Raw genomic sequence first — 24070 nt, 5'->3', positions numbered from 1 at the left:
GCTTTAGGATTTTCGTTTACAACATACACAATTTCTGGTTTTTGTCAAAGCTTTTGTTAAGAAAGATGTTTATAATGGATAGCTTTTTAAGGGGGGTTAGGGGGGATCTAAAAGTGTTTGAAATCACAGTGAAATACTTCTCATACATCCTCTTAAGTAATTTTGGATTTTCTCAAGGTTTGGAATTACTTAGAATCCAGTTTAAATAGCACCAGATAATTAGAAATCACGGTTATATTCGTTTCAAATCTTGTAAAATGGCGGCGGCTGATTGATAGCGATCGCTAAAATGATAGCAAACCATTTTATCTAAAATTGCCGTTAATTCTTCACTCACTTGCACCGTTTGCCGCCACATCACATTACCTGTTTCTGGATCTGGGTGGAGTTCTTGCGGTGGTATCCCAGTTATGGCTTGAATACCAATCATTCCTAGAGCGTAAATGTCACTGCATAAGCGGGGATGACCGGCAAATTGTTCTGGAGGTGCATAACCCCGCGTCCCGATGGCTACTGTAGCTAATTCTGTTTGATCGCTACTTGGCGGTTGCATCAATTTCACAGCACCAAAGTCAATCAATACCAGCCGATTATCTTGAGCGCATCTAATAATATTAGTCGGTTTAATATCACGATGAATTACTCGATGCTGGTGAACAAATTCTAGAACTTCTAAAACTTGTTTAAACATCTCTATTACAAATAATTCATTTTGCACATTTTGCACAGGTGGTAACTCTTCACTTAGAGTATGTCCTTCGATATATTGTTGAATTAAATAGAATTCTTGGTCATCTTCAAAATAAGCTAGTAGTTCGGGAATCTGATGATGTTTACCCAAAGATTCTAATATTTCAGCTTCACTATGAAACAACCTGCGAGCAACTTGCAAAAATCGGGTATCTTGACGGGCTGGCATTAACTTTTTAACTACACAAATCGGATTACCCGGTCGTTGAGTATCCTGTGCTAAATAAGTGCGACCAAATCCACCAGCACCCAGAACTTGAGAGATTTTGTAGCGTCCACTCAAAAGCAAATCACCTGATTTTGTTTCTGGTGTATCAATTGGGGGAGGAAAATCAAGAGACGAATCGGGAATTGCTGTTTTGTCTTCTAAGAGTACATTTAATTGTGCGATCGCTTCTTGTTGTTTTTCAACTTGCAGAATAATCACCTGAGTTTGTCGCTGATTTTGGTAGCTAGTATAAGCAATCACGCAGATACTACTAACAACCAAAGCAAGAGCAGAGGGAATTAACGGTACCCATCCAGCTTGCAAAAATAAAGCAACGCAGATTACTACTAAGCTAAGTAGAGTCGTCCCTCCCACCACTAGCAACAGCAACGGATTTTGCCACCGCCATGCGATGATTCCACCTATCAGCGACCAAATCCACATCCAAATCAGTTCCGCCCAGTCGGGCCAATACCAAATTAAAGGTCGCCCATCCAACACTGTACTAATGAGTTGACTTGCTATCTGTGCATGAATAAACAGAGCAGACATTCTGGCTGGTTGATCTAGCAAAGTACTGTAGGGTGTATAAAATCCACTTGGAGGTAAATTAGCCGCAGTAGTGCCGATAATTACAAGACGATCTTTGAATAAACTGGAGTTGACTTGGCCACTGAGGACTTGTGTGAGGGTTACTTGATCGGCGAGGCTGTTGGGGTGACGGTAATTTAATAATATTTGATATCCATCTGCATCCAGATGTTGGTAGCTACCAGAATTAGCTTGTAAGCGTGGGAAGAGAGTTTTACCTAACTGAAATTCTCCTTTATTAGTGAACTGGTATTCAATACCTTGTTTTTCCAGATACTTAATTGCTATTAGCGCCCCAAATCCAAATGATGTTGTACATTTATTGTCTGTAGAGTTAGCAAATAACAAAGTACGGCGGAGAATTTGGTCGTTTTCATTGTCAGCAACCACATCACTAAACCCAACATTATCTATAGGAAAATTGGGCGGTGGTGGGATTTCATCTCTACCCAAGCTGCTGAACAAACAGGTGGTGATGATGTTATCTTTATTTTGAAAATTAATTGCCAAATTGTTGTCTTCTGGTTGGAAAAGATATAAACCAACAATTCGCGGTTGATAAGACTCTATTTTTTTTAATAGCTGATTGATTGTCCGATCTGATATAGTCCATTTCTCTCGTTTGAGATCGTCGTCAGTGATTTTTACCAGCAAAATTCGCTTATCAGGTGCTTGTGCTGGACGCGATCGCAACATTTGATCGTAAACTCTTAATTCCCAAGGCTGCAACCATTTGAGTTCGCGAATTCCCCAAATAAAGGCGGTAACTCCCACACTGGTAAATAAAATAATTTGCAACCAGCTTTTGCTCTTGGACGTTTCACGGGAATCCTGAACTTTGACAAGGGGGACACGGAGTTTTTCTAATAGTCCAGTAATCACGGCATTGCGGCGGTAGCCTGAATTGGGTAAATGTTGCAGGCGCAGAAGTTAATTTTCTAACTCTAGATTAAAAGATAATTAACCTGAGCTTCTCTACTAATGTAGCAATTTACTTGTTGGTTATAGACCTTGGCGTATTCCTGCTCTTAAAGCAAGCTGACACACAGGGTCAAGGATAAGCGATCGGCTAATCATCTATTTGAGACGTTTGGGCATCTTCAACAGCACTGGCAATTGGCAAAGAAACAGGATTAGTCGATGGCGTTAGTGAATCTAACTGCGGTTGTTCGAGTGATGCTCCGATACTTGGATCGTCAAAATACGAGCCAACGATTTTATCATAGTTAGAAGCAACAGCTAAAAAAGCGCCACCCAAAATATAGATAGGTAATGGCAGATTAAATTCTTGCAACCAGTCAAACAGTTCCGCCAAGGCAAACAGCACCAAAAAGCAAGCAAGCCAAACCCTCATATTCTCATCCCCTAGATTGAAACAACTCTATTACTAGCTTAAATAGCTAGCATGATAGTTGATGTAATACATAATCACTAACTTACAACCTTTATAACCATAGATAGGTGCAGTCAGAGTTATACCATCTGCTATATTGCAATATCTCGTAAGAAAATAAAAATATATTTTGCTTATGCCTGCAATCAAACAGCCAAGCATTGCACAGTTGGTTCGTGAGACTCGGCAGTGCCTCAAACTTTCACAGGTAAGACTGTCAACGATGTTAGGGGTTTCATTCCATACTATAAACCGATGGGAAAACGGACGAACACGACCTTCACCACTGGCTATGAAACAAATTGAAAAGCTATTACAGCAAATGGGAGAACCCGGTGAAGCTCTTTTAGCGAGATACTTTTAAACATAGCGAATGCGATCTAGCAATAGCATCAGCAGATGAAGCACTATTACAGCAGACCATAAATCCAGTTACCATCTCAATTAAAAAGACTTGGGGCAAAATTCCATTGTTAGCACTTAGCCTTCATAAGCTGTTGTGTTTTTAATTTGCACATTGAGACAGCAGGGGAGCAGAGGAGCAGAGGGGCAGAGGAGAGGGTTTACAGGTTTTACCTAAAAGATTATGAGGCAACTTGTAGGCGCGACAGCTTACAACAGATTTCAAGTTTGGTTTTGTACACAAGCTAAGTTGAAAACTGGATACAAGGGTTTTCCAAGAAATAAATTATCCATTTGTGGGATGGGCATCTTGCCGTCCTAATATTAGACACGGGCAAGATGCTCATCCCACAAGAAAATTTGGAATATTTTTTTATTTGGAAGTCCCTAAAGCCTGTTTTTCTTGTGGATTCACTACTGAATTCTGCTGTATCTTATTAATTTCTACTTTTCACTAATGAGTGTTGGTGGAGTAATAGCTGCATATTCTTTAGGTGTCAGCAGGGCTTCCTGAACATCAATCTTTTTGGGCAGTATTTTTTCCTTATAAAATAAATCGGCAACACTTTGTTGAGCTTTCATCAATTCTGGGGTAATTCCTTTTAGTCGATAATTAGCGCGTCCAGAAATTATTTCTTGAATGGATAGATCAATTTTGAGTACAGGTGCTATAAGTTTGGCTACTTCTTTGCGATTCGCTTCTGCCCATTGACCGTTTTTATCAATCTCTTCTAAGATAATCCGAAGTAATTCAGGATTATCCCTAGCAAACTCGCGTGTTCCTACATAGTATCCGCCTGGAGTACCGATATTTGTCGCATCTCTTAGTACCCGCGCACCGTGGAGTTTTTCTACCAAAGCTAAATGAGGATCGCCAGTTACCCAAACTGGAATATTGTCCTGAATAAATGCACCACGGGCTTCGACATTGGGCATACTCAAAACTTTAATATCACTATATTTCAAGCCAACTTCTTCTAAAGCTTTGATAATAAAATAGTGAGAAGCAGAACCTTTTTGAAAGACTACTTTTTGCCCCTTAATTTGTGCTAAAGTCTTAATTGGAGAATCTTTAGGAACTGCGATCGCACTACCTCTACCGGAAGTAGCAGTAATTCGTCTACCAGCAAGATAGACAATTCTTGCACCAGCAGCTTGGGCAAAAATGGGAGGAGTTTCTCCAACTGAGCCAATATCAATTTTGCCTACATTCATGGCTTCCATAAGTTGTGGCCCTTGAGCAAATTGTGACCACTCTACTTTCAAGCCCAAAGGTTCCAAACGTTTTTCTAAAACTCCTCTGACTCTAACTAAATCACCAGAGCTTTGATACCCTATTCGCAGTACCTTGGTTTTAAAAGTTATAGTCTTAGCCCCTGCTGGTTCTGCTTTAGGATTGGTTCCTGTATTTGTATTAGACACAGTTGACGTACAACTGATTAATGTAGTAGATAAAGCTACAAAACCAGGTATTACAAATAAAGCCAATTTACTGATGACTCTTGTCTGAGATTGCCAAAAAATATTAAACATTTTTTCACCTCATTTTTTTGATAAAATACTGCTGAAAAATATCAATCAATACAAAGTATCTAACTTTGAAAATTGATTATAATTATTTACTTATTAGATTTAATTGAATCAGGTGTGAATGCTGCATATTCTTTTGGAGTAAGTACTCCATCTTTGACATTGACTTTTTTTGGTAGAAGTCCTTGTGCGTACCATAAATCAGCTATCTGTTGTTGTTTTTTAACAACTTCATCGGTGATTGGTAGCAGACCATATACTGCTTTACTATGAATTGTTTTGAGAGTAGGTACATCAATACCAACATCACCTGTCTCAAGTTCTGCTAACTTATCAATATTTTTATGCGACCAATCTTCAGCTTTGATAAACTCTTCTAAAAAAACTTTCAGAATCTCAGGATGCTCGTTAGCAAACTTACGTGAGGTAGTATAAAAACTACCAAGATCCTGAAGTCCTTGTCCATCTATTAATACACGACCAATATTTTTTTGGACATTTCTGGTGATGTAAGGTTCCCAAATTACCCAAACATCAATTCCTCCTTGACTAAAAGCCACATTTGCATCTGGAGGTGGGAGAAAAAGAGATTTTACATCACTCAGTTTTAGTCCCCCTTTTTGTAAAGCTTTTAGCAAGACATAGTGAGCAATAGAGGCTTTTTGAAAGGAAACTTTTTTGCCTTTAAAGTCAGCAACACTTTTAATAGGAGAGTTTTTTGGTACTAAAAAAGAAACTCCTCTACCATTAAATGGGGTCGTTGCAATATATACAAGAGGCGTACCTGCGGCTTGAGCAAATATAGGTGGCGATTCAGCTGTGGCTGCGATGTCAAGAGAACCAGCATTTAACGCTTCTAAAGCTTGCGGCCCAGCAGCAAACTCTAGCCACTTTACAGTAAAATTCTTTGCTACCAAACTTTTTTCTAGAGTTCCTTGCTTTCTCATCACCGCAAGAGAACCAAGCTTAGAATAAACAATTCGTAGCTCTTGTTTTTGTGAGGTATTAGAAACTGTTGGACTTTGAGATTGTGTAATAATTTGGGATACTTGGTTTTGAGTATTTTTAGTTTCTTGACTACAGCCAACTATGACCATTAGTATGGTGAGCGTGCAAGCAGCCATTAATAAAGATATATGTTTAGTATTTAGGCTATATTCACATAATGTATTGGTATCTTTTATTTTTGATTTTAACGGTTTTTTGCTAGACAAACTTAGCCTTTGCAAAACTTTTAGAAGCACCATAATTTTTTATATTTAAACTTAATAGTTTTCGCTGGTATAGCATTTTTAATCAGTAATTACATTTATCATTTTCAGCTTAGAGTGTATCAAATCTGCCTCTAAAATAAAGTATTCATTAACACTACTTTTTAAATAAAGATTTTTTTACGATATTGATTTTCAAGTATAGAAGATGATATTTGGACAAGTTTTATTGGTCAAAAATCTAGAATAAATCTTGACTCTTGACCAATAAAATGTATAGTTTAAATGCCCATTAGCATAATTAAGCTTCTGAGCTATAAATCCTAAAAGGGACGACTACCTGCAAGGCTAACCCGCTTTAAAACCCGTCGCTCATTTGGATCAAATGCTTGACGGTAGTGCAAGGTAGCTTGATTATCCCAGTAGACAATATCACCTACAGACCATTTGTGTTGGTAATAGAATTTGGGTTGATTTAGATGTTGCCTTAATTGTTCAATTAGTTTAGATCCTTCTTCTGGCTCTAAGCCGACAATTTCCACTTCTGTAGCGATATCTAGGTAAAGATGCTTTTTACCACTCTCTGGATGTGTTCTAACTAAAGGATGGGGAAAGATAGGACTTATTAAAGGAATATTTTTGTCCAAACGATATAAAGAGCGGGGTGCATTCCGATCTTGCAAAAATGGGTTGTAGGTAATTAACTTTAAATCTGCAATCCGTTCTTTGGTGGTTTCATCTAATTCCTCATAAGCTAAATTGGTATTTAACCAATAAGTATTTCCACCATGAGTTGGTATTTCTAAAGCATAAAGAAGCGAACCACTAGATGGTGTGGGAGTCCATTTGTGATCGGAATGGAAAGTGAGTTCTCCAGCACCGGCATAGCCGCCATCGACATTAGAAATCGGAATCACTACCGGAGTTTCTCCTGGTTTAGAAGCCAAGACTGGAGTTTCATCTGATGGTACAAAGAGTGCGCCAAAGTAGAGAGCGAAGTTGAAAAGCTGTTCATCAGAGAGCTTTTGGTCTTTGATGATTAAAATGTGGCGATCGCGCAAAGCTTCCTTCAGTTGTAATATAACTTCAGGTGCGATCGCTTTACTGGCATCAATATCGGTAACTATCGCTCCCAATGGAGCATCGATAGGACTAATTTTAACCTTTGTCAAAGTCGAGGTAGCCATAATATTCTCCTGTATTTTAATTTCTTCTTAGAGATAACTACTTATTGGCTAACACGTCTGAGGGAGTAATTTTGGCATACTCTTCAGGCGTTAAAAAGCCATCTCTAACATTCACCTTTTTGGGGATAAGTCCGAGGCTGTACCACTTATCTGCAACTTCCTGTTGTTTGTTAATGACTTTATCAGTAATTGGTACTAGCCCATAATCATATTTATCATGCATTTTTTCTAAAGTCGGCGGATCTAACTGAGTTACAGGAGCAAGCAGTTGTGCTACTTCTTTGGGATGAGTCTTAGTCCATATTTCGGTCTTTTCTAGCTCCTCCAAAAACACTTTGATTACATCAGGATGAGCCTGATAAAATTGGCGTGAGGTTGAATAAAAGTTGCCAGTATCCCGCAACTTTCCACCATCTGCTAAAACACGAGCGATTTTATTTTGTTCATTTCTAGTACCGAATGGCTCCCAGATATACCAAGCATCCACCTTATTTTGACTGAATGCCGCATTTGCATCTGCTGGTGCTAAAAAAACTGATTTGACATCGCTCAGTTTCAACCCCGCATCTTCTAATGCTTTAACTAATAAGTAGTGTCCGATAGAGGCTTTCTGAAAAGCCACTTTTTTACCCTTCAAATCGCTAACAGTTTTAATCGGAGAATTTACAGGAACTAAAAGTGAAATAGATTTACCACTAGGGTGTGTAGTAGCTAGATAAACAAGAGGCACTCCTGCTGCTTGGGAAAACACAGGAGGCGATTCGGCTGTAGATGCAATATCCAGTCCATTTGCATTTAGGGCTTCTAACTGTTGTGGCCCAGCCGCAAACTCAGTCCACTGTACTTTAAAACCTAGAGGCTCTAATCGCTTTTCTAAGGAACCCTGTTTTTCTAAAACTGCTAAAGGGGTAAGTTGTTTTGAACGTACAATCCGCACTAATTGCTTTTCTGTAGTGCTAGATGAAGCTACAGATACAGGGGAAGCTGCTGACTGTTGAGTGTTATTTTTGGCTTCACTACAACTTGATAGAGTTGTCGATAACATTAAGCAGTAGCCCAAAGCAAATAACAAAGAACGGCGTGTTGTTCTTGGATTTTTTCTGAATTCAAACTTTCCTTTTAAAGCTGGCATGGGTTATTTTATTGGTTCCCTTTTAGGTGGTTATAACAATGGTGATTGATTGCAATATCAAGAACGAAAAGTCTATTTAAAAACTCTAATCAATAGATATTTTTTGTAATTCCAAAACTTTACTTATGAAATTAGAGAAGAGAGTGGGTATTACCCACCCCGCAACGACTCGAGGAACTGAAACTTTAATATTTAGGAGGCAAAAATTTAGGAAATGGAGTGAGAGGGCCCACTCCAATGTCGTGCTAGTGGAAGATTAAAATTTGTAAGTGGAACTCTGTTTGGGTAGCGTTCAATTTTGTTAGTGCTTCCAAGCGACTAGAATTGTAGCTTCGAGTTCTTCTGTAAAATGTCCAGACGGCTCAACTGCTAGTAGCGCTTCTCTGATATCCTTTTCAAATGCTGGGGCGTTATTGCCATAGAAAATTTTGAGAGAGAAGGCTGTTGTGTATAAGTAGCCGAGATAACTATCGACAGTCCAAGATTTTTCAAATGGCACTTCATAGCTTTCTTGACGAGCAAAAGCTGAATTGCCAATTACAACTTCATGAGGAGGATCGAGTGGCTTACGAGTACCTTGTCCTCGTTGTCCAGTCCGGCGTTCTTCACCTAACCATTTCTTTACTACTCCTACAGCAGCTTGTTTCCAGGGTAGATTGCTTTCCCAAGGGTTATCACCAGTCTGAAGCAGTGCTATTGCACCATCATCAGTCAGCAATTCATAAAGGCGTTCTAGCACTAATTCGCGTTCCATCCAGTGGAAAGCTCTACCAATGGTGGCTAACTTAAATGTCCCTAAACTAGAATCGATTAACTCGGCTCCTTGTTCTAGCCAAGTAATATTATTTGCTCCAACTGCTGCTGCTTGCCGTTTAGCTTCTGCAATCATTTCTGGATCGGGATCGATCGCCACAACTTCCTCAAATTTGGTTCGCAGACCAATTGAAATTAATCCTGGGCCTGTACCTAAATCAAGGAGTCGTCCTTGACCATTGAGATGAAATATTTCGGCTAGTTTGTCGAATACAATCGGTGGGTATTTGGTTCTATATTGAGCGTAGCCCTCTGCGGCTCCCTCAAATAAACTTGGGTCATAAGTAGGAAGTGTTTTTAGTTGAGTCATATTTGGATTTTGGATTTTAGGTAAGTAAGGTGGAGATTAAATAACACCCACCCTACAAGACAGCGACGAGCAGACAGCTTAAATATTAGGCATTGCAAAAACTCTACCTGAGTCCCTTGTCCGAATGGCACGCTTGTAAAGGGAAAATCGTTGAGGCAGCAGGGGTGCAGAGGAGCAGGGGAGAAAGAAGAAGTTTTAAGTATTGCGTTCGGATATTTAGAAATTCCCCTCTGCGCCCCTGCCCCCCTGCTCCTCTGCAATCCTTACGCTGCATACCCTTAAGCTTAACTTAGTGCCATTCGTCCCTTGTCCTTAAGAATATTGAGTAACGATCGGTAATTCATCGTTGAGTACCCAATCACCGATCGCTTTCAATTTGTAGTCCACAGGATCGTGGAGGGTAAAGGTTCGCAAATCTCGCCAGTAACGATCAAACCCGTATTTGGTTGCTGTGGAACGGCTTCCCGTAACTTCAAAGATGCGGTTGGTAATATCTATACCTACACGAGTAGCTAATGTTTTGGCTGCGGAAACAGCGATCGCAACTTCTCCCCTTTCTTGATGAGTCAGTTCTGCATCCTTGTTCCAGGCTGCTTGCACCTTCTCGGCTGCTTGGTCAGCTAGAGCGATCGCAGCTTGAATTTCAATCCAAAAGTCCCCGTAATGATGCAGAATATATGGGTCTTTAGTCGCACTATCTACTCCTGATGTAATCCACGGTTCAGTAGTAGTTTTAGTATATTCACGAGCAGCAATAAAGGCTCCTTTACTAATCCCCAGATAAACGTTGGTTTTTGTTAGCTGGGCAATAATACCAAGGAAAGTTGAGAAGGCACTATCAGGCGGATTTGGTGGCCCTAAAATCTCATCTTTTTGTACTAAAACATTGTTAAATGTATAACTACTGCTATCAGTACGACGTTGCCCAATGTTGTCCCAATCTTGATTGGAAACTAACCCTTCTCTGTCTTTAGGAATTATAAATATAAAAGGCAATTCTACACCATCTTCTAAAGCAGAGAATACTCGATAATCTGCAACGGAAATACCTGTACCAAAGCTTTTAACACCATTAACACGAAAGTTCTCACCTTCTGGATTTATCTTCAGCCTAGTATCCTTTGTATTAATGGCATTTGCCCAAAATAAGTTATTTTTAGCAGTTTCTCTATAATATTTTTCCTTTTGGGCTGGCGTGCCGGAAACGTGACCCAAAGCTGTCAAATTGAGATGATTACCATACAATTGGCCAATTGATCCATCAGCTTTTGACAGCTTTCTGACAATTTTTAAAGCATCAATCCAAGTAGCTCCAATCCCGCCATATTGCTTAGGGACAATCAGTGGCAACAAACCACTTTCACGTAGTTTATTAATTTCTTCTTCTGGAACTCCAGCTTTAGCATCCCGTTCAACTGCGGATTGAGCAAGTTCCTTGGATAGAGAAGCTGCTAGGTCAATATAATCTTTCGGCTTTGTAATATCTAACACCATAATTAAATCATCCTTTTAGGGATTTACAAGCAATAAATTATCCAAATAAACGAACCACAGAGACGCAGAGAACGCAGAGAGAGGAGAAATAGAGAGGATTTTTGCGTCAGTTTTAGAATATGTTTTAAACTCTCATTTCTCTGTGTCCTCTGCGCCTCTGCGGTTCGTTATTTAGGAGAAATGCAGAGTGGGTAAAACCCACCCTACAAATGAACAGAGGAAATGGAACATGGAACGTTGTAAAGACTGGGCATTAGGCATGGGGCATAGTCATTCTTTCTCTATTCCCGATTCCCCATTCCCTATTTCCCAGAAAGATATTCGTTTGCGGCTTTCTCAACACCTGTACCTTTGAAGAAGTCTTGATTAAGACTGGTGTACAATTCCAAAGGATGGATTGAGAGGAAGTAACGGAGGTCTTCTTCAGTAATGATTTCGCGTTCAGCCATTGAGTAGGCGTTGGCAGTAACGGCGGTAATATCAGGCACATCCCAGTGACCGGAATCGGAACCTAAGAAGGCTTTAACTCTGTCGCCAAAGGGATTAGCTGCACGATTAAATGCTTGGCTGACACGGGTATCGTCTGATTCCGTACCGAAGTAGAAATGATTTAAGAAGCGATCGCGCACATCTTTTGGTTTCTCAATTCCTGCTAGTTCAAATTCGTCGAGTTCGCCTGGATTTTCTGGAGCTAATAATTGATGGTGGAATCCTAAACCGTCACCAATTTTATCTAAGCGTCCATCTACCAATTCGCCACCATAGCGAGTATATAACTCTACTAATGCTTCCTTGTCGATAATAGCAGGATTGTTATTTGATAACAAGTGTTGTTTGTTCCGGGTTTCCCAATGCCAAATAATATCAGCGTATAGACTAGCACCCCAAGCTGAACCACCTTCCAAAAAGGCAAATTTTAATTGCGGGAAGCGGCGGGTAACTCCACCAAAGAACAGCGATTTGCATAATGCTTCTGCTGCAAAGGCAAAGTGATTAATGTGATTGTACTGGGCGTTGGTGACGGAACGCTGAGTTGTCCAACCTTGGCTAGAAGCGTGAGTTGTGGGTACAACTTTCAGTTCTTGGCACTTCGCCCAGAATGGATCGTAATCATACTGGCTATCTAAACCAAAGTTATCAATCCAAACCACTTCGTTAGCGACTTCTTTGCCGTATTTTTCAAAAGCAGGAATTGGACGACGGACGTAACCAGGAATTTGAATTGCTTTGAGTCCTAAAACATTTACTGCATATTCCAACTCTTCAATCCCTTCTTCGGGAGTGTGTAGTGGGATAGCGGCAATGGGTGTTAGGCGATCGCTATAAGGACGGAAAATATCAGCATGGTAGGTGTTAACTGCGCGACAAACAGCCCGCCGCATTTCTTCGTTGCCGATATTCGGGGCCATTGTTGCCAAGTTGGGGTACACAACGGCAAAGTCTGTACCCGCTTCTTCCAAGCGCTCGTGCAGCAACTTGGGTAAGCTAATGGTAGCCAAATTCAAAGTATTTTTGGTTGGACGACCCCACCAGTTAGGGCGATTGGTGCGATAAGCAAAACGTTCTTCCCAACTTTGCTTGTACCACTTAAAGCGGGAAGCTCCTGGTAAATTCTCTTTGAAACGTTCGACAATTTCAGTTCCACCAACTTGCTCTAAATAATCCAAGACTGCTGGTTCAAATTCTTGGGTATGTACATCGGTGTCAATGATCGGATAACCAAGTTTTTCCCGAATTTGAGCAGACCTGGTTTTTTGTGGGCGGTCTAGAGCGATCGTCATGATAGTCTACCCTTAATTATTCAAAAGATTTGTGTATCTTTAGATCCCCCCTAGCCCCCCTTTTTAAGGGGGGAATTGAGCCACTTTTTGCCCCCCTTTTTAAGGGGGGTTGGGGGGATCATCAAGATTGAGGGACATAACGAGAAGATGGAATTAACGGCCGGCGCGAGCTAAAAATTCATCTGCTGTTTTCTCCACAGTCGTACCTTTGAAGAAGTCACGATTTAGGCTGGTGTACAACTCCAAGGGATGAATTGATAGGAAATACTGCAAATCTTCTTCGGTGATAATCTTGCGTTCTACCATTGAATAGGTATTAGCTGCGATCGCAGTAATATCAGGTACGTCCCAATGACCAGAATCAGAACCCAAAAAGGCTTTAACGCGATCACCATAAGGATTAGCTTTCCGGTTAAAAGCTTGAGCTACACGGGTATCATCTGATTCTGTGCCGAAGTAGAAATGATTCAAGAAGCGATCGCGGATATCCTCTGGCTTGGTAACTCCTGCAACGGCGAATTCATCCAAATCACCTGGTTCTAGGGGAGATAATAACTCAGCGTGGAAACCTAAACCGCTACCTAGCTGATCCAAACGACCATCTACTAATTCCCCACCATAACGGGTATAAAGTTCTAGCAACTCTTCGCGATCGATGTTGGCGGGATTGTTATTTTCCACCAAATGATCTTTATTGCGCGTATCCCAGTGCCAAATCAAATCGGTGTACAAACTAGCACCCCAAGCTGCACCTCCTTCCAAGAAAGCAAACTTGAGTGTGGGGAAGCGGTGAGTTACACCACCAAAGAATAAAGATTTACACAGCGCTTCCCCAGCCGATGCAAAATGACCAATATGGTTGTATTGGTAATTGCTAATGGAACGCCGATTAATCCAGCCCATACCAGAAGAGTGGGTGGTGGGGACAACTTTCAGTTCTACGCACTTCGCCCAGAATGGATCGTAATCATACTTACTATCCAAGCCAAAGGTATCAATCCAGATGGCTTCGTTAGCTACTTCTTCGCCATACTTCTCGAAGGCGGGAATCGGACGGCGGATATGTCCGGGGATTTGAATTGCTTTGAGTCCCAGCACTTTCACCGCATATTCCAATTCTGCGATCGCCTCTTCGGGCGTATGCATAGGAATAGCGGCAATGGGTGTTAAGCGATCGCTATAAGGACGGAAAATATCAGCGTGGTAAGTGTTCGCTGCACGGCAAACAGCCCGCCGCATCTCCTCATGACCGATGTGTGGAGCCATCGTTGCCAAGTTGGGATACACAACAGCAAAGTCTGTACCAGCTTCTTGTAAGCGTTCGTGCAACAACTTCGGCAAACTAACGGTAGCTAAATTTAAAGCATCGTTAGTAGGACGAGTCCAGAAAGGAGGGCGGGCGGTGCGGTAAGTGCGGCGTTCATCCCAAGATTGCTTGAACCATTTTGAGCGAGATGCACCAGGTAAGTGTTCTTGAAAACGTTCTGCGATCGCAGTTCCAGCAACTTGCTCTAAATAGTCCAAGAATGCTGGTGGAAACTCTTGGGTATGTACATCAGTGTCGATGATCGGATAACCCAGTTTTTCCCGGATTTGAGCAGACTTAGTTTTTCTGGGACGGTCTAATGCAATAGTCATAGGTTCTACCTTATTTTTCAATTGGATTGGTGTAGATAGTCAATGCTGATTCAGGAGTTTGTTTACTCCCTTCTCAACAGCAATTCTTTTGAAGAAGTTGGGATTTTTCTTTATATGTGGCGTGATTAGTAAAGATAAAATCTCGAAAATCAGTTTCACTGATAACTTCCTTCTCCATAAATTCTCTCTGCGTTCTCTGCGCCTCTGTGGTTCGTTAAAAAAAAAGATAAATAAAATTAACGCGACTGCCCATTAACAGCCCAATCTGTTAATTTAAAATCCGATTTTGCTAACCCCTGCGAGACTAAAAATTTCTTCGTCCCCTCTAAAAGTTTCACTCCCTCAGCTGGTAACGGTTCTTCTGCCACCTGTTTGAGTGGGAACGATATTTTAATAATATCTACGGGATATTTAGTAATTTGAGCATGATACTGATAATATTCGTCAGAATTAGCTTTTAAATCCTTCGCTGCTTCTGTCAAAATTGCATTAAATTTTTCTGGAAAATCAGGCTGTTTCGCCAGAAAACTTTCAGTTGCGACAACTAATGATGTCCCTGATAGACCCTGATGATTCGCAGAAGAATCAATTATTGGGAACCCTTGGGATTTCAAATAAGGCCCCAGATCACTTGAGGTTGCATAAGCAGCTACATCACCACGTTCTAAAGCCGCTTTTGCCTCAGTAGTCATCAAGTGAACAACTTTTACATCCTTGGCAATTTTAGCTTCAGCTAATAGACCCAGCAGGTATCTATGCATATAAGAACCTTTTTGAGTAGCTACTTTTTGACCTTTAAGTTCAGCAAGCGATCGCGGGCCATTCTTTTTCGCCACCAACCAGGCGGTTGTATTAAATTGGCTAATCCTTAACAGCCGGGTTTCCTGACCCCTAGCTTTCAAAACGATGGCTGGTGTATCGCCTAAAGAACCAACATCTAATTGTCCGGCGACAAGCGCTTCATTTAGATCCGGGCCATTAGGAAACCTTGCAAAAGTAATATTTTGAAATCCGGCTTTTTGTAACTCTCGTTCTAATATTCCTTTTTTCTTTGCCCAACCAAGCGATCCTGTAGGTTCTGAACTACCTACATAACCTATTCGTAGGGTAGAAATGTTGTTAGATACAACAGCATTATTGACATTAATAGCCTCAAGAGATTGAGCAGATTTAGTTTCGCCTTGGCTACACGCTGTAGTTAGTAGCAGTAAAACACAAGCCACTGAAGTTGATAATCTCGTACTAGACATAAGGTATCTAGGGCGTGTTTTCAAACCTCTTGTTAAGCAACCTAGTCTTTGAAGATCCCCCCAACCCCCCTTTTTAAGGGGGGCTTTAAGAATTTCTTTTCCCCCCTTTTTAAGGAGGGTTAGGGGGGATCTTCGAGTTTGAAAACAGTCACTAAACTCAAAATACCTAACTTTTCTAGGACTACGTTCTGCTTCCTGCTTCTTGCTTCCTGCCTTTTTTAATCCCAGCATGACTATTTTCTCCGGCGTACTATTTCATCTGCTTCAAAATCTGGAATGTTTGATCGGCTTTTGCTGCTGAAGTACGTTTATGTCCCCAACCAATATTTTCCCGATAACTACCCAGTAGCCCCACTTCTGCCAATTCCGCCTCGTTGACTGAAGTCGTCACATCGCTCTCTGGTGCAACATAAAGAGCATCAACGGGACAATACAATTCGCACATATAACAGGTTTGGCAGTCACTCTGTCGGGCAATGGTTGGCGGTGCATCAGGTACTCTGTCAAACACATTGGTTGGACAAATATTCACGCAGATATTACATTCTATGCAGCGCGATTCGCTGACCAACTCAATCACACTGCTGCTCCTATTTTTGATTGTGACTTTTCTGTATTTAGCGGCTGACTCTTCACCCAAACTCGATCTAATCCGCCACTAATCAGGTGATGTTGCTGGTTAGTATCAAGTTCGGGATAGTCTTGATGTCTATGCATCCCACGAGTTTCTTTCCGTTCAATGGCACTGCTGTACATCCATCGCGCTGTAGCTACCATTGCCGCAGCTTCTCGCGCCCGAACTAGCTCTTTATCTGATGTTACCTGGCTACTGCGGAGTTCTTGCCAAAGATGATTTAGCTTACCCAAGGACTCGGTTAAGCCTTGTTCTGTACGGAAATAGTTCTTTTCATAAGGAAATACTTCAGCTTGGACTGCTTGAATAATTTCATCAGTTGCCAAAGGTTGAGAGCGATCGCTCTGTAATCCTACCTCCCCAACACCCAAAACTAGTCGTTGAGTTTTATATTCTCCCAAACTGCGGCTATATTCAGCAGCCGATTTCCCCGACCAATAGCCAGAAGATATTGCCCAAGCTGCATTGTGGCTACCACCGCCAGTAAATCCGCCACAAATCAGTTCGCGTGTCGCAGCATCTCCAGCTGCATAGAGTCCTCGTACAGAACTAGCACAACTTTCATCGACAATCCGAATTCCTCCCGTACCGCGCACAGTTCCTTCTAGGCGCAGAGTCACAGGGAAACGTTGAGTAAATGGATCGATTCCTGCACGGTCAAAGGGTAAAAAGAAGTTGGGTTGGGCTAAACGCATAGATGGCCGCATCGATTCCGCCGCTTTGTCGATGATGGCGTAAACTGGCTGTTGCAGCAATGTTTCGGCAATTACTGACCGTCTATGAGAACTTGCCCCCGGAATTACAGTCCCGTCTTCATAGGTGAAAGTTGCCCAATTATAAAACAGGGTTTTGGTAACTGAAGAAAAGGCGGGAGAGATGCCGTAAGCATTGGAGAATTCCATACCCGACATCTCAGCACCAGCTTCTGCCGCCATTAGATAACCATCCCCTGTTAAGACGTTGCATCCTAACGCTTTGCTGAGAAATGCACAGCCACCAGTTGCGATAATTGTGGACTGCGATCGCACTATCCATTTCTCACCAGTCTGACGATTCACACCTGTTGCACCGGCAACAGCACCATCGTCATCTACTAGTAGTTCTAATGCGGGACTGTTGTCTAAAATCTTGACTCCAGCACGTTGAATTTGCCGCCGCATCAGCCGCATATACTCCGGCCCTTGGAGCGATCGCCGATAGGGTTTACCTTCATCGTCGGTAGGGAAGGGATAGCCCCAGTCTGCTAACTGATTGACGTTTGCATAGGTCTGATCCAGTACTCGATCCATCCAACTGCGATCGGATAAAAACCCACCCAATGATTCCCGACTCGCCTTTGCCGTTTCTCGTGCTTCTGGATCGGGTGGCACGTACCAAACACCATTCCCAGATGCCGCAGCACATCCAGTTGTACCACAGTATCCTTTGTCTACGAGGACAACTCTAGCTCCACTTGATGCAGCACTCCAAGCCGCCCAAGTTCCGGCTGGCCCGCCTCCAATCACAAGCACATCTGCTTCTAAGTCGAGTTGAAAATCCGTTGTTAACGTCTTCAGCATTTACAATTTCCCCTCCATCGATAAAGTCTTAAGGATCAAGTCTTCATCCCATCAATGCTGCAAAATATTCATAAATCTGTTTGCCCATCTACTTGAAGACTATCAGTAGCCTCAATTTATGGCTTGTTAAGCCAGATTAGCATTAAATACTTTATCTTGATAGGTAAGCCGTAGTTTATGATATAACAAAGCTTTTCACAGTTTTCGATAAAAAGCAAGTATTTTACAAACAAATTTAAATGTAAATTTATGTAAAAGAAGTTTGATAATTGAAGAAGAAGTGAGAATGGGCTAAACCTTTTAACTGCTTTTTTGCATAAGCCCTAGCCAGGATAAGCTGTTGTGTTTTTAATTTGCACATTGAGACAGCAGGGGAGCAGAGGGGCAGAGGGGCAGAGGAGCAGAGGAGAGGGTTTACAGGTTTTACCTAAAAGATTATAAGGCGAATGGCACTAAGTTAAGCTGAAGAGTATGCAGCGTAAGGATTGCAGAGGTGCAGGGGGCAAGGGTGCAGAGGGGAATTTCCAAATATCCGTTACCTAAAACTTCTTCTTTCTCCCCTGCTCCCCTGCTCCCCTGCTCCTCTGCACCCCTACTACCTCAACGATTTTCCCTTTTCTTAGTACCATTCGATTATGAGGCAACTTGTAGGCGCGACAACTTACTTTTTCTTTAAAAAGAATTTAATACAAAATTTGCAAAGTACAGAGGCAGAAATATCTTAAGAATCTCCGTCCTTTTTAGGGGGGAGAGCCTCAACTCGTTTGTCAGAATTATTCGTTGAATTGGAGGATTTTGAATAGAAGCCAGCTACCTCTGCCAAAGTATAAAGGGGTCTAGCTTTAACTTCTTCGTAGATGCGCCCTATATATTCGCCTAAGATGCCAACACTGACTAACTGCACAGATCCGAGAAAGAAAATTGCCATTAAAATAATTGTGAACCCAGTTAAAGGCGAATGGGGGAGAAAAAGCCGCCAATACAAGACTAATAAAGCCATGAAGATGGCTACCGCTGCCGCCACTAAACCTAAGTAGGTTGACAACCGCAGTGGCACTATTGAAAAGGATACTAGACCATTAATAGCAAGCGCCAAAGATTTGCGGAAAGTGTATTTAACTTCTCCAGCAAAGCGGGGGTTGCGCTCGAACTGAATTGCGGTTTGCTGAAAGCCAACCCAAGAACGCAGACCACGAATATAGCGGGTGCGTTCTGGCATAGAATTGAGAATATCTACGATTTGCCGATCCATTAAACAAAAATCACCAGTATCAGTAGGAATCTCTACATCTGCAAGCTTCTTAAGGATGCGATAAAAGAAGTAGGCTGTAAAACGCTTAAACCATCCTTCCTTGAGGCGTTGAGTGCGTTGAGCATAGATGACCTGATAGCCCTGTCGCCATTTTTCAATCATGTCTGGGATCAGTTCTGGCGGATCTTGTAAGTCAGCATCAAGGATGATAATAACTTGACCCCGAACAAAATTAAGGCCAGCAGTAACTGCAATTTGATGACCAAAGTTACGAGCAAAGCTTAGGTAGCAAATGCGTGGGTCTTTTTGATGGAGTTCTCGTAGTAGTTGTAAGGAGCGATCGCGGCTACCATCATTGATTAAAATCAATTCGACCAGACCATCCAGCCGATTCATAACTGCACTCAGTCTGCGGTATAGTTCAGGAATAATTTCTTCTTCGTTATAAATTGGAACAATCAATGAATACTTTGGTACCATCTATAAATCTCATTTAATTTTTGAATAGCCAGGCTAAAAGACTGCTTGTCGCGATCGAGGTTTGGTTCTTAGTATACCTAGCAAGGCTCAAGTCCCATTCCGATAATTTATTTATTATTTGGATTTATGTAATCTGAAGAGTCTGATTTTTTAAGGCTTTCTACAGCTTTTTTGGGAAAAGTCCGACGATGGCGATACCAAGTAGACCCTGCTATAAGTATTCCAGTTAAGCCCAAGGCGAGTATTAGCGGCAAAAAATCACCAGTATTGACTGCCTTTAGACCAGAACTACCTAGTAGTACAAAAGGTAAGACACTAGGAACAGTGCCAAGTGTTGTACCTAGAACATAATCTTTAAAGCTGATAGAAGTCAGTCCAGCCACAAAGTTGACTAAGCCATAAGGCATGATTGGTACTAGTCGAATGGCAAACATATAAAAAAGCCCTCCACGGCGTACCTCAGCATCCATAGTTTGCCAGCGTCCTGCGAGTCGTTTTGCAACTGTTTGCCGTCCAATAGTTCTAGTAAAAACGAAAGCAATGATTGCTGCAATCACTGCTCCAACACTAGTCCAGAAAGTACCCAGCCAAGGGCCAAAAATTGCACCTCCAGTCAAATTTAGTACTGTTGAGGGCAGAACTAACATTGTTGCCACAACGTACAATGCAATATAAATAATAGGTGCCCAGATTCCAGAAGATTTTAGCAAAGCCTGAATTTGTGCTGGTTCAATGCCGCCAATCAAATATACTGCTATACCAGTTGCAATTATGCAACTCAGTGTGAGTAGCAAAATACCAGTTTTCAAGTTCCACACTAGAACTCTACTCCTACTTTTTTTGTAACACAACCCATCTGTCGCAAATATCCCCTTTACCTTTAATTAGCATATAGCGTTTCCCGGTCTGGTGAGAGATACAAGAACCCACCCCCAACCCCCTCCCCGCTCTTCGAGCTACGGTGTACACACATCCTGGCAATTAAGCCTAAACCTTGGATTTACCCCCCTTAATCCCCCCTTGGTAAGGGGGAAATCCGGTTCTCCCCCTTACCAAAGGGGAGTTAGAGGGGGTGAGAAGGACTTGTGTGTACACCCTTCGAGAGAGGGCTATGATGTACTCATTTGATTAAGGAAAGCTATAAGCGAGTTAAAAACGAAACGTCCTCAAGATGTTTTTCGGCACAGCCGAAACAATCTTGAGAACAGTTAAGTTCTTGACAATACATTATAAGGATATGCTGAGTGTAGCGATATTTGTTCAGTCTGGAGAGTGTCAAAGCTTTACATCGCTAGAAAACCTATACAGCAGTTTGCTTTTTAAGTGAGGTACAAAATACAGGACTCACGCATATATAGCACAAGCATTGGTGGTTAGGACATCAACAGATGATGAAACTTAGACACAATAAAGACTTTTCACCCAGTCCCCAGTCCTAGTCCCCAGTCCCCAGTCCCTTGCTATATAAAGAGTTACTACCTTCTACCTCCAACAATAACGGCCTTCTGCCTCAAAACCCGTAGCTTTTACTTCAGGCAAAGGAAAACTGCTGTATCTTTAATTTTCACCGATTAAAATCTAAAGACAGTACGAACCCAAGCAAATAAAGTATCAGGATTACTGGAATCAGAGTTCGGTGCAGTAATCCAGATCAGACCCGGCGTAACCTCAATATGATCTCCAATTTTATATTGGTAGAATGCCTCAATGTGTAGGGAAGTATCTTTATCCGCTTGTCCCGCACCTGCTCCCAAATCTACACCCTTACTGAGACTGATCATTTTCGGTTCCATACCAACTAATAAACCCCCTAAAGCACCTTCACTAAAAAGATCCGGGAATGCCAATCCTACTGCCCAATCCATAGCTTCGCCATCTCCGCGCCCCAAATAGCGATGTGCTGCATAACTTACCCACGCATTAATTGCCAACTTAGTATTCACTTGATAGAACGCCTGTAAACCATAAAGGTTGCCCACAGTTCCCGCTCCCGCCACAGTGCTGTTTACCAAGTTACTGCCGACAGCTGGGCCGAAATTTGTTCCACTAAAACCTATGGTATTTGGTGGGCTATAGGTATTAACATAAGTTGCAGCCACCCGAAAATTCCTATTACCGGAGTAGTATATTAACTGTGCTAAAGCTAAATACCTGCCTGTAAATAAGCCATTATTAGCTGTGGGATTGTTACCGTTTGGTGCGCTGTACGCTATCCCGAATTGAACCTGTTTGCCTAATCCCTGAAGTATGGCAATTCCGGGGCCGCTATCTCCATAGTTATAGACCAAAGACCGCCGTGAAAATCGTGAAATTCCATTAGCACCAGTCGCAGAAGACGATTCAAAATATGGGTTAATCGGGCCAGAAAGACCTATCTCACTAGCTCCGTCAGACAAGGGATAAATGTTGACTTGGGTATTTGGAAAAGGTAGAAACCGATAGCGAACACCACTAAGAATAATAGTATTACGTGCAAAAGTAATACTGGAGTTATCAGCAGTTCTCCCCTCATAAGTTCCCAATAATCCAGCTCTTGTTTGTCCTAATGATTCAATATTTCCACCTCCTATTGTTATACCTAGTGAATCTTTACCGTTAAAACTGGTGTTTAACCGTAAAGAAGTTGAGCCTTGAAGTGTGGCATTGCGAGGTGCTGGTGTTTTGGTGACGACATTATTACCAGCCAGAAGTTCGCTAAAAACAATCTGCGCTCGACCTACAAGTTGAGTTGTGGTTGTAAACTGAGTTGCTTCTAATTTCGCAGTCCGCGTTTCCAAGCTATCTAAGCGTCCCCGTAATTGAGCAAGTTCTGGAGAAAATTGTTCTTGTAGTTTTTTGATAATATCCAAGTCTTCTCGTTTGACTAAATCTGTCGTTGAAGTCGCTATTAATTCATTGAGGCGATCTAAAGCTGCATTCAACCCAGCTGCAAATTCATACCGTGTTAAAGCACGATTCCCTTTAAATGTGCTATCTGTATATCCCGCAATTACACCGTAGCGCTCCACCAAAGACTGTAATGCTTGAAATGCCCAATCTGTAGGCAAAACATCTGACAATTGCGAGACGGATGTCACTTGTCCCGCAGAATTATTTGTAGCTTTTTTACTAGTCGGCGGCGCAACTTCCAACAATTGCGAGACAGGTGTTACTCGTTCTGGGTTTGTAGCCTTTTTATTCGTTAGCGGTGGAATTGAAGTGTCTACTGTTTGATTGACAACTACTTCTGGAGCTTTGTTAACTTCTACTCCAGCAGTAGATACATCAGATTGAGGCAGTTCAGCGTGACTTTTGGCTGGGAAAAAAACCAGGATACCTAAAATATCTAGCAACAAAAACAGGAACATTGTCCATCTATAATTTGAGCGAAAATTCGACATTACTCTTTAACTCCTCAACCTGAAAGATGAATAAACTAACTCTAAATGGGACAGACGAACAGCATAAATCCTTGATGCAATATTTCTGCTAAATCATTAGATAATAGACTTAGCAAAGGTTCCATCAGTGAGGAAAATACAAATTTTCGACAAATATCGCAACCAGTACTAAGTGGTTGAATGGAGACTCCAAAAGTCGCTGAAACTTATGAAGTCTTGCACTTTCAAGGGTACTAAAAACGTCTTAAATAAGACAATTACTGCCTTTTTAAGACTTGGCTACTTTTAAGGCAAACTAAAGCAAATACTATGTAAACTGATACTTCTAAGACATTAAGATTCCATCTTTATTAGTTATGTTGTACAAAGTTAATCACTGGCTACTGACATTGACTAAAACTTGATTTCAATTCAAGTTATTCTCTGACAATTCAAATTGACTGAATATACTAATTTGTAATCCGCTATATTTGACAGCATAAATTGTTAAGAAAAGCTGATAGTTCGATAAGTCGATACAGTTACCGGACTTTGTGTAGAATTATCTTTGCATAGAGCTTGGTACAATGCAAGACCCAGTATTTATCCATGAAGAGAAAATATGTCCAAATTATTGGCTAGGTCAAGTCAACCTAAGCAACTGCGTTCTCATAACCAAATTGCGTGAAGAAAAGTAAAGAAGCCTCAAACCCTTTTTTACCCAGCTAATAGCCCCCTACTGGTGCGCCACACAAACTTTGCATGGTGGTTAGCAGAGGGGCAGAGGGGAATTTCTAAATATCCGAACGCAATACTTAAAACTTCTTCTTTCTCCTCTGCTCCTCTGCACCCCTGCACCCCTGCACCCCTGCTGCCTCAACGATTTTCCCTTTACAAGCGTGCCATTCCCTCTGGTATCATCTTTAATTACGTAATTACCGATCAAATTGGAAATGTAGCTTACTCAGTTAAAAGTTGTATTTTCCAACACAGCAGTTCTAACCACAAAAGTGTCATAATCGTCGGCTAAGGAGTTCGTTATTCAGTCAGCCATTTTTTACTGATGGTTAAATTAGGCTTGATTTTTAGATAATAT

Annotated in this window: 17 protein-coding genes; 1 reads left to right on the top strand and 16 read right to left on the bottom strand. The window is 41.5% G+C overall.

Translation table 11 applies throughout. The annotated features are described in order from the left end of the window. Window positions 1–232: 232 nt before the first annotated feature. Entirely contained in the window at window positions 233–2431 is a 2199-nt protein-coding gene (locus tag V7K42_RS25755; protein WP_334920116.1) for a CHASE2 domain-containing protein, read from the bottom strand. Window positions 2432–2618: 187 nt separating this feature from the next. Continuing rightward, window positions 2619–2903, bottom strand: a complete 285-nt coding sequence (locus tag V7K42_RS25750; RefSeq protein ID WP_334920114.1) for a hypothetical protein — start codon at window positions 2901–2903, stop codon at window positions 2619–2621. Window positions 2904–3078: 175 nt separating this feature from the next. Between V7K42_RS25750 and V7K42_RS25745 the strand changes: the two genes are divergently transcribed. After that, window positions 3079–3306: a helix-turn-helix domain-containing protein gene (locus tag V7K42_RS25745; RefSeq protein ID WP_094344994.1), complete on the top strand. Its 228-nt coding sequence runs from the start codon at window positions 3079–3081 to the stop codon at window positions 3304–3306. A 482-nt stretch (window positions 3307–3788) separates the two neighbouring features. On the opposite strand, the gene V7K42_RS25740 is transcribed toward V7K42_RS25745, so the two are convergent. The 14 genes from V7K42_RS25740 to V7K42_RS25675 form a co-directional block, all read right to left on the bottom strand. Then, complete coding sequence (locus V7K42_RS25740) at window positions 3789–4877, bottom strand: sulfonate ABC transporter substrate-binding protein (RefSeq protein ID WP_334920112.1); 1089 nt, start codon at window positions 4875–4877, stop codon at window positions 3789–3791. An 86-nt stretch (window positions 4878–4963) separates the two neighbouring features. After that, window positions 4964–6088: an aliphatic sulfonate ABC transporter substrate-binding protein gene (locus tag V7K42_RS25735; protein WP_334920110.1), complete on the bottom strand. Its 1125-nt coding sequence runs from the start codon at window positions 6086–6088 to the stop codon at window positions 4964–4966. Window positions 6089–6408: 320 nt separating this feature from the next. Continuing rightward, window positions 6409–7272, bottom strand: a complete 864-nt coding sequence (locus tag V7K42_RS25730) for a TauD/TfdA dioxygenase family protein (protein WP_334920108.1) — start codon at window positions 7270–7272, stop codon at window positions 6409–6411. 37 nt (window positions 7273–7309) lie between these two features. Beyond that, complete coding sequence (locus tag V7K42_RS25725) at window positions 7310–8404, bottom strand: aliphatic sulfonate ABC transporter substrate-binding protein (RefSeq protein WP_334920106.1); 1095 nt, start codon at window positions 8402–8404, stop codon at window positions 7310–7312. Window positions 8405–8705: 301 nt separating this feature from the next. Next, window positions 8706–9527, bottom strand: a complete 822-nt coding sequence (locus V7K42_RS25720) for a class I SAM-dependent methyltransferase (RefSeq protein WP_334920104.1) — start codon at window positions 9525–9527, stop codon at window positions 8706–8708. A 312-nt stretch (window positions 9528–9839) separates the two neighbouring features. Beyond that, window positions 9840–11021, bottom strand: a complete 1182-nt coding sequence (locus V7K42_RS25715; protein WP_334920102.1) for an acyl-CoA dehydrogenase family protein — start codon at window positions 11019–11021, stop codon at window positions 9840–9842. A 302-nt stretch (window positions 11022–11323) separates the two neighbouring features. After that, window positions 11324–12802 carry an amidohydrolase family protein gene (locus V7K42_RS25710; RefSeq protein WP_334920101.1) on the bottom strand — a complete coding sequence of 493 codons (1479 nt, stop codon included), beginning with the start codon at window positions 12800–12802 and terminating at the stop codon, window positions 11324–11326. A 153-nt stretch (window positions 12803–12955) separates the two neighbouring features. Further along, the gene (locus V7K42_RS25705) at window positions 12956–14440 is read right to left on the bottom strand and encodes an amidohydrolase family protein (RefSeq protein WP_334920099.1); all 1485 of its coding nucleotides are present in this window, start codon (window positions 14438–14440) and stop codon (window positions 12956–12958) included. Window positions 14441–14676: 236 nt separating this feature from the next. Then, window positions 14677–15690: an ABC transporter substrate-binding protein gene (locus V7K42_RS25700; protein WP_334920097.1), complete on the bottom strand. Its 1014-nt coding sequence runs from the start codon at window positions 15688–15690 to the stop codon at window positions 14677–14679. Window positions 15691–15940: 250 nt separating this feature from the next. Then, window positions 15941–16270, bottom strand: coding sequence for a 4Fe-4S binding protein (locus V7K42_RS25695; protein WP_334920095.1), 330 nt, complete (start codon window positions 16268–16270; stop codon window positions 15941–15943). Continuing rightward, window positions 16267–17883 (bottom strand): FAD-binding protein, encoded by a 1617-nt coding sequence (locus V7K42_RS25690; protein ID WP_334920093.1) that lies wholly within the window; start codon window positions 17881–17883, stop codon window positions 16267–16269. The genes V7K42_RS25695 and V7K42_RS25690 overlap by 4 nt, the downstream gene beginning before the upstream one ends. A 721-nt stretch (window positions 17884–18604) precedes the next feature. Then, on the bottom strand, window positions 18605–19615 hold the full coding sequence (locus V7K42_RS25685) for a glycosyltransferase family 2 protein (RefSeq protein ID WP_334920091.1): 1011 nt from the start codon (window positions 19613–19615) through the stop codon (window positions 18605–18607). Between the two features lie 107 nt (window positions 19616–19722). Beyond that, a complete protein-coding gene (locus V7K42_RS25680) occupies window positions 19723–20433 on the bottom strand; it encodes a TVP38/TMEM64 family protein (RefSeq protein ID WP_334920089.1) in 711 nt (236 codons plus the stop codon). Between the two features lie 753 nt (window positions 20434–21186). Beyond that, window positions 21187–22995: an iron uptake porin gene (locus V7K42_RS25675; protein ID WP_334920087.1), complete on the bottom strand. Its 1809-nt coding sequence runs from the start codon at window positions 22993–22995 to the stop codon at window positions 21187–21189. Window positions 22996–24070: the final 1075 nt, after the last annotated feature.

The organism is Nostoc sp. (assembly GCF_036917455.1).
Taxonomy (GTDB): Bacteria; Cyanobacteriota; Cyanobacteriia; order Cyanobacteriales; family Nostocaceae; genus Nostoc.
The sequence above is the reverse complement of the archived record's forward strand: the minus strand, read 5'-3'. Positions and strand labels throughout refer to the sequence as shown.

Coding starts and splice junctions, on each gene's coding strand:
- V7K42_RS25750 (WP_334920114.1), bottom strand. CDS start 2,903: ATGAGGGTTTGGCTTGCTTGCTTTTTGGTGCTGTTTGCCTTGGCGGAA.
- V7K42_RS25745 (WP_094344994.1), top strand. CDS start 3,079: ATGCCTGCAATCAAACAGCCAAGCATTGCACAGTTGGTTCGTGAGACT.
- V7K42_RS25740 (WP_334920112.1), bottom strand. CDS start 4,877: ATGTTTAATATTTTTTGGCAATCTCAGACAAGAGTCATCAGTAAATTG.
- V7K42_RS25730 (WP_334920108.1), bottom strand. CDS start 7,272: ATGGCTACCTCGACTTTGACAAAGGTTAAAATTAGTCCTATCGATGCT.
- V7K42_RS25725 (WP_334920106.1), bottom strand. CDS start 8,404: ATGCCAGCTTTAAAAGGAAAGTTTGAATTCAGAAAAAATCCAAGAACA.
- V7K42_RS25720 (WP_334920104.1), bottom strand. CDS start 9,527: ATGACTCAACTAAAAACACTTCCTACTTATGACCCAAGTTTATTTGAG.
- V7K42_RS25715 (WP_334920102.1), bottom strand. CDS start 11,021: ATGGTGTTAGATATTACAAAGCCGAAAGATTATATTGACCTAGCAGCT.
- V7K42_RS25710 (WP_334920101.1), bottom strand. CDS start 12,802: ATGACGATCGCTCTAGACCGCCCACAAAAAACCAGGTCTGCTCAAATT.
- V7K42_RS25705 (WP_334920099.1), bottom strand. CDS start 14,440: ATGACTATTGCATTAGACCGTCCCAGAAAAACTAAGTCTGCTCAAATC.
- V7K42_RS25700 (WP_334920097.1), bottom strand. CDS start 15,690: ATGTCTAGTACGAGATTATCAACTTCAGTGGCTTGTGTTTTACTGCTA.
- V7K42_RS25690 (WP_334920093.1), bottom strand. CDS start 17,883: ATGCTGAAGACGTTAACAACGGATTTTCAACTCGACTTAGAAGCAGAT.
- V7K42_RS25685 (WP_334920091.1), bottom strand. CDS start 19,615: ATGGTACCAAAGTATTCATTGATTGTTCCAATTTATAACGAAGAAGAA.
- V7K42_RS25675 (WP_334920087.1), bottom strand. CDS start 22,995: ATGTCGAATTTTCGCTCAAATTATAGATGGACAATGTTCCTGTTTTTG.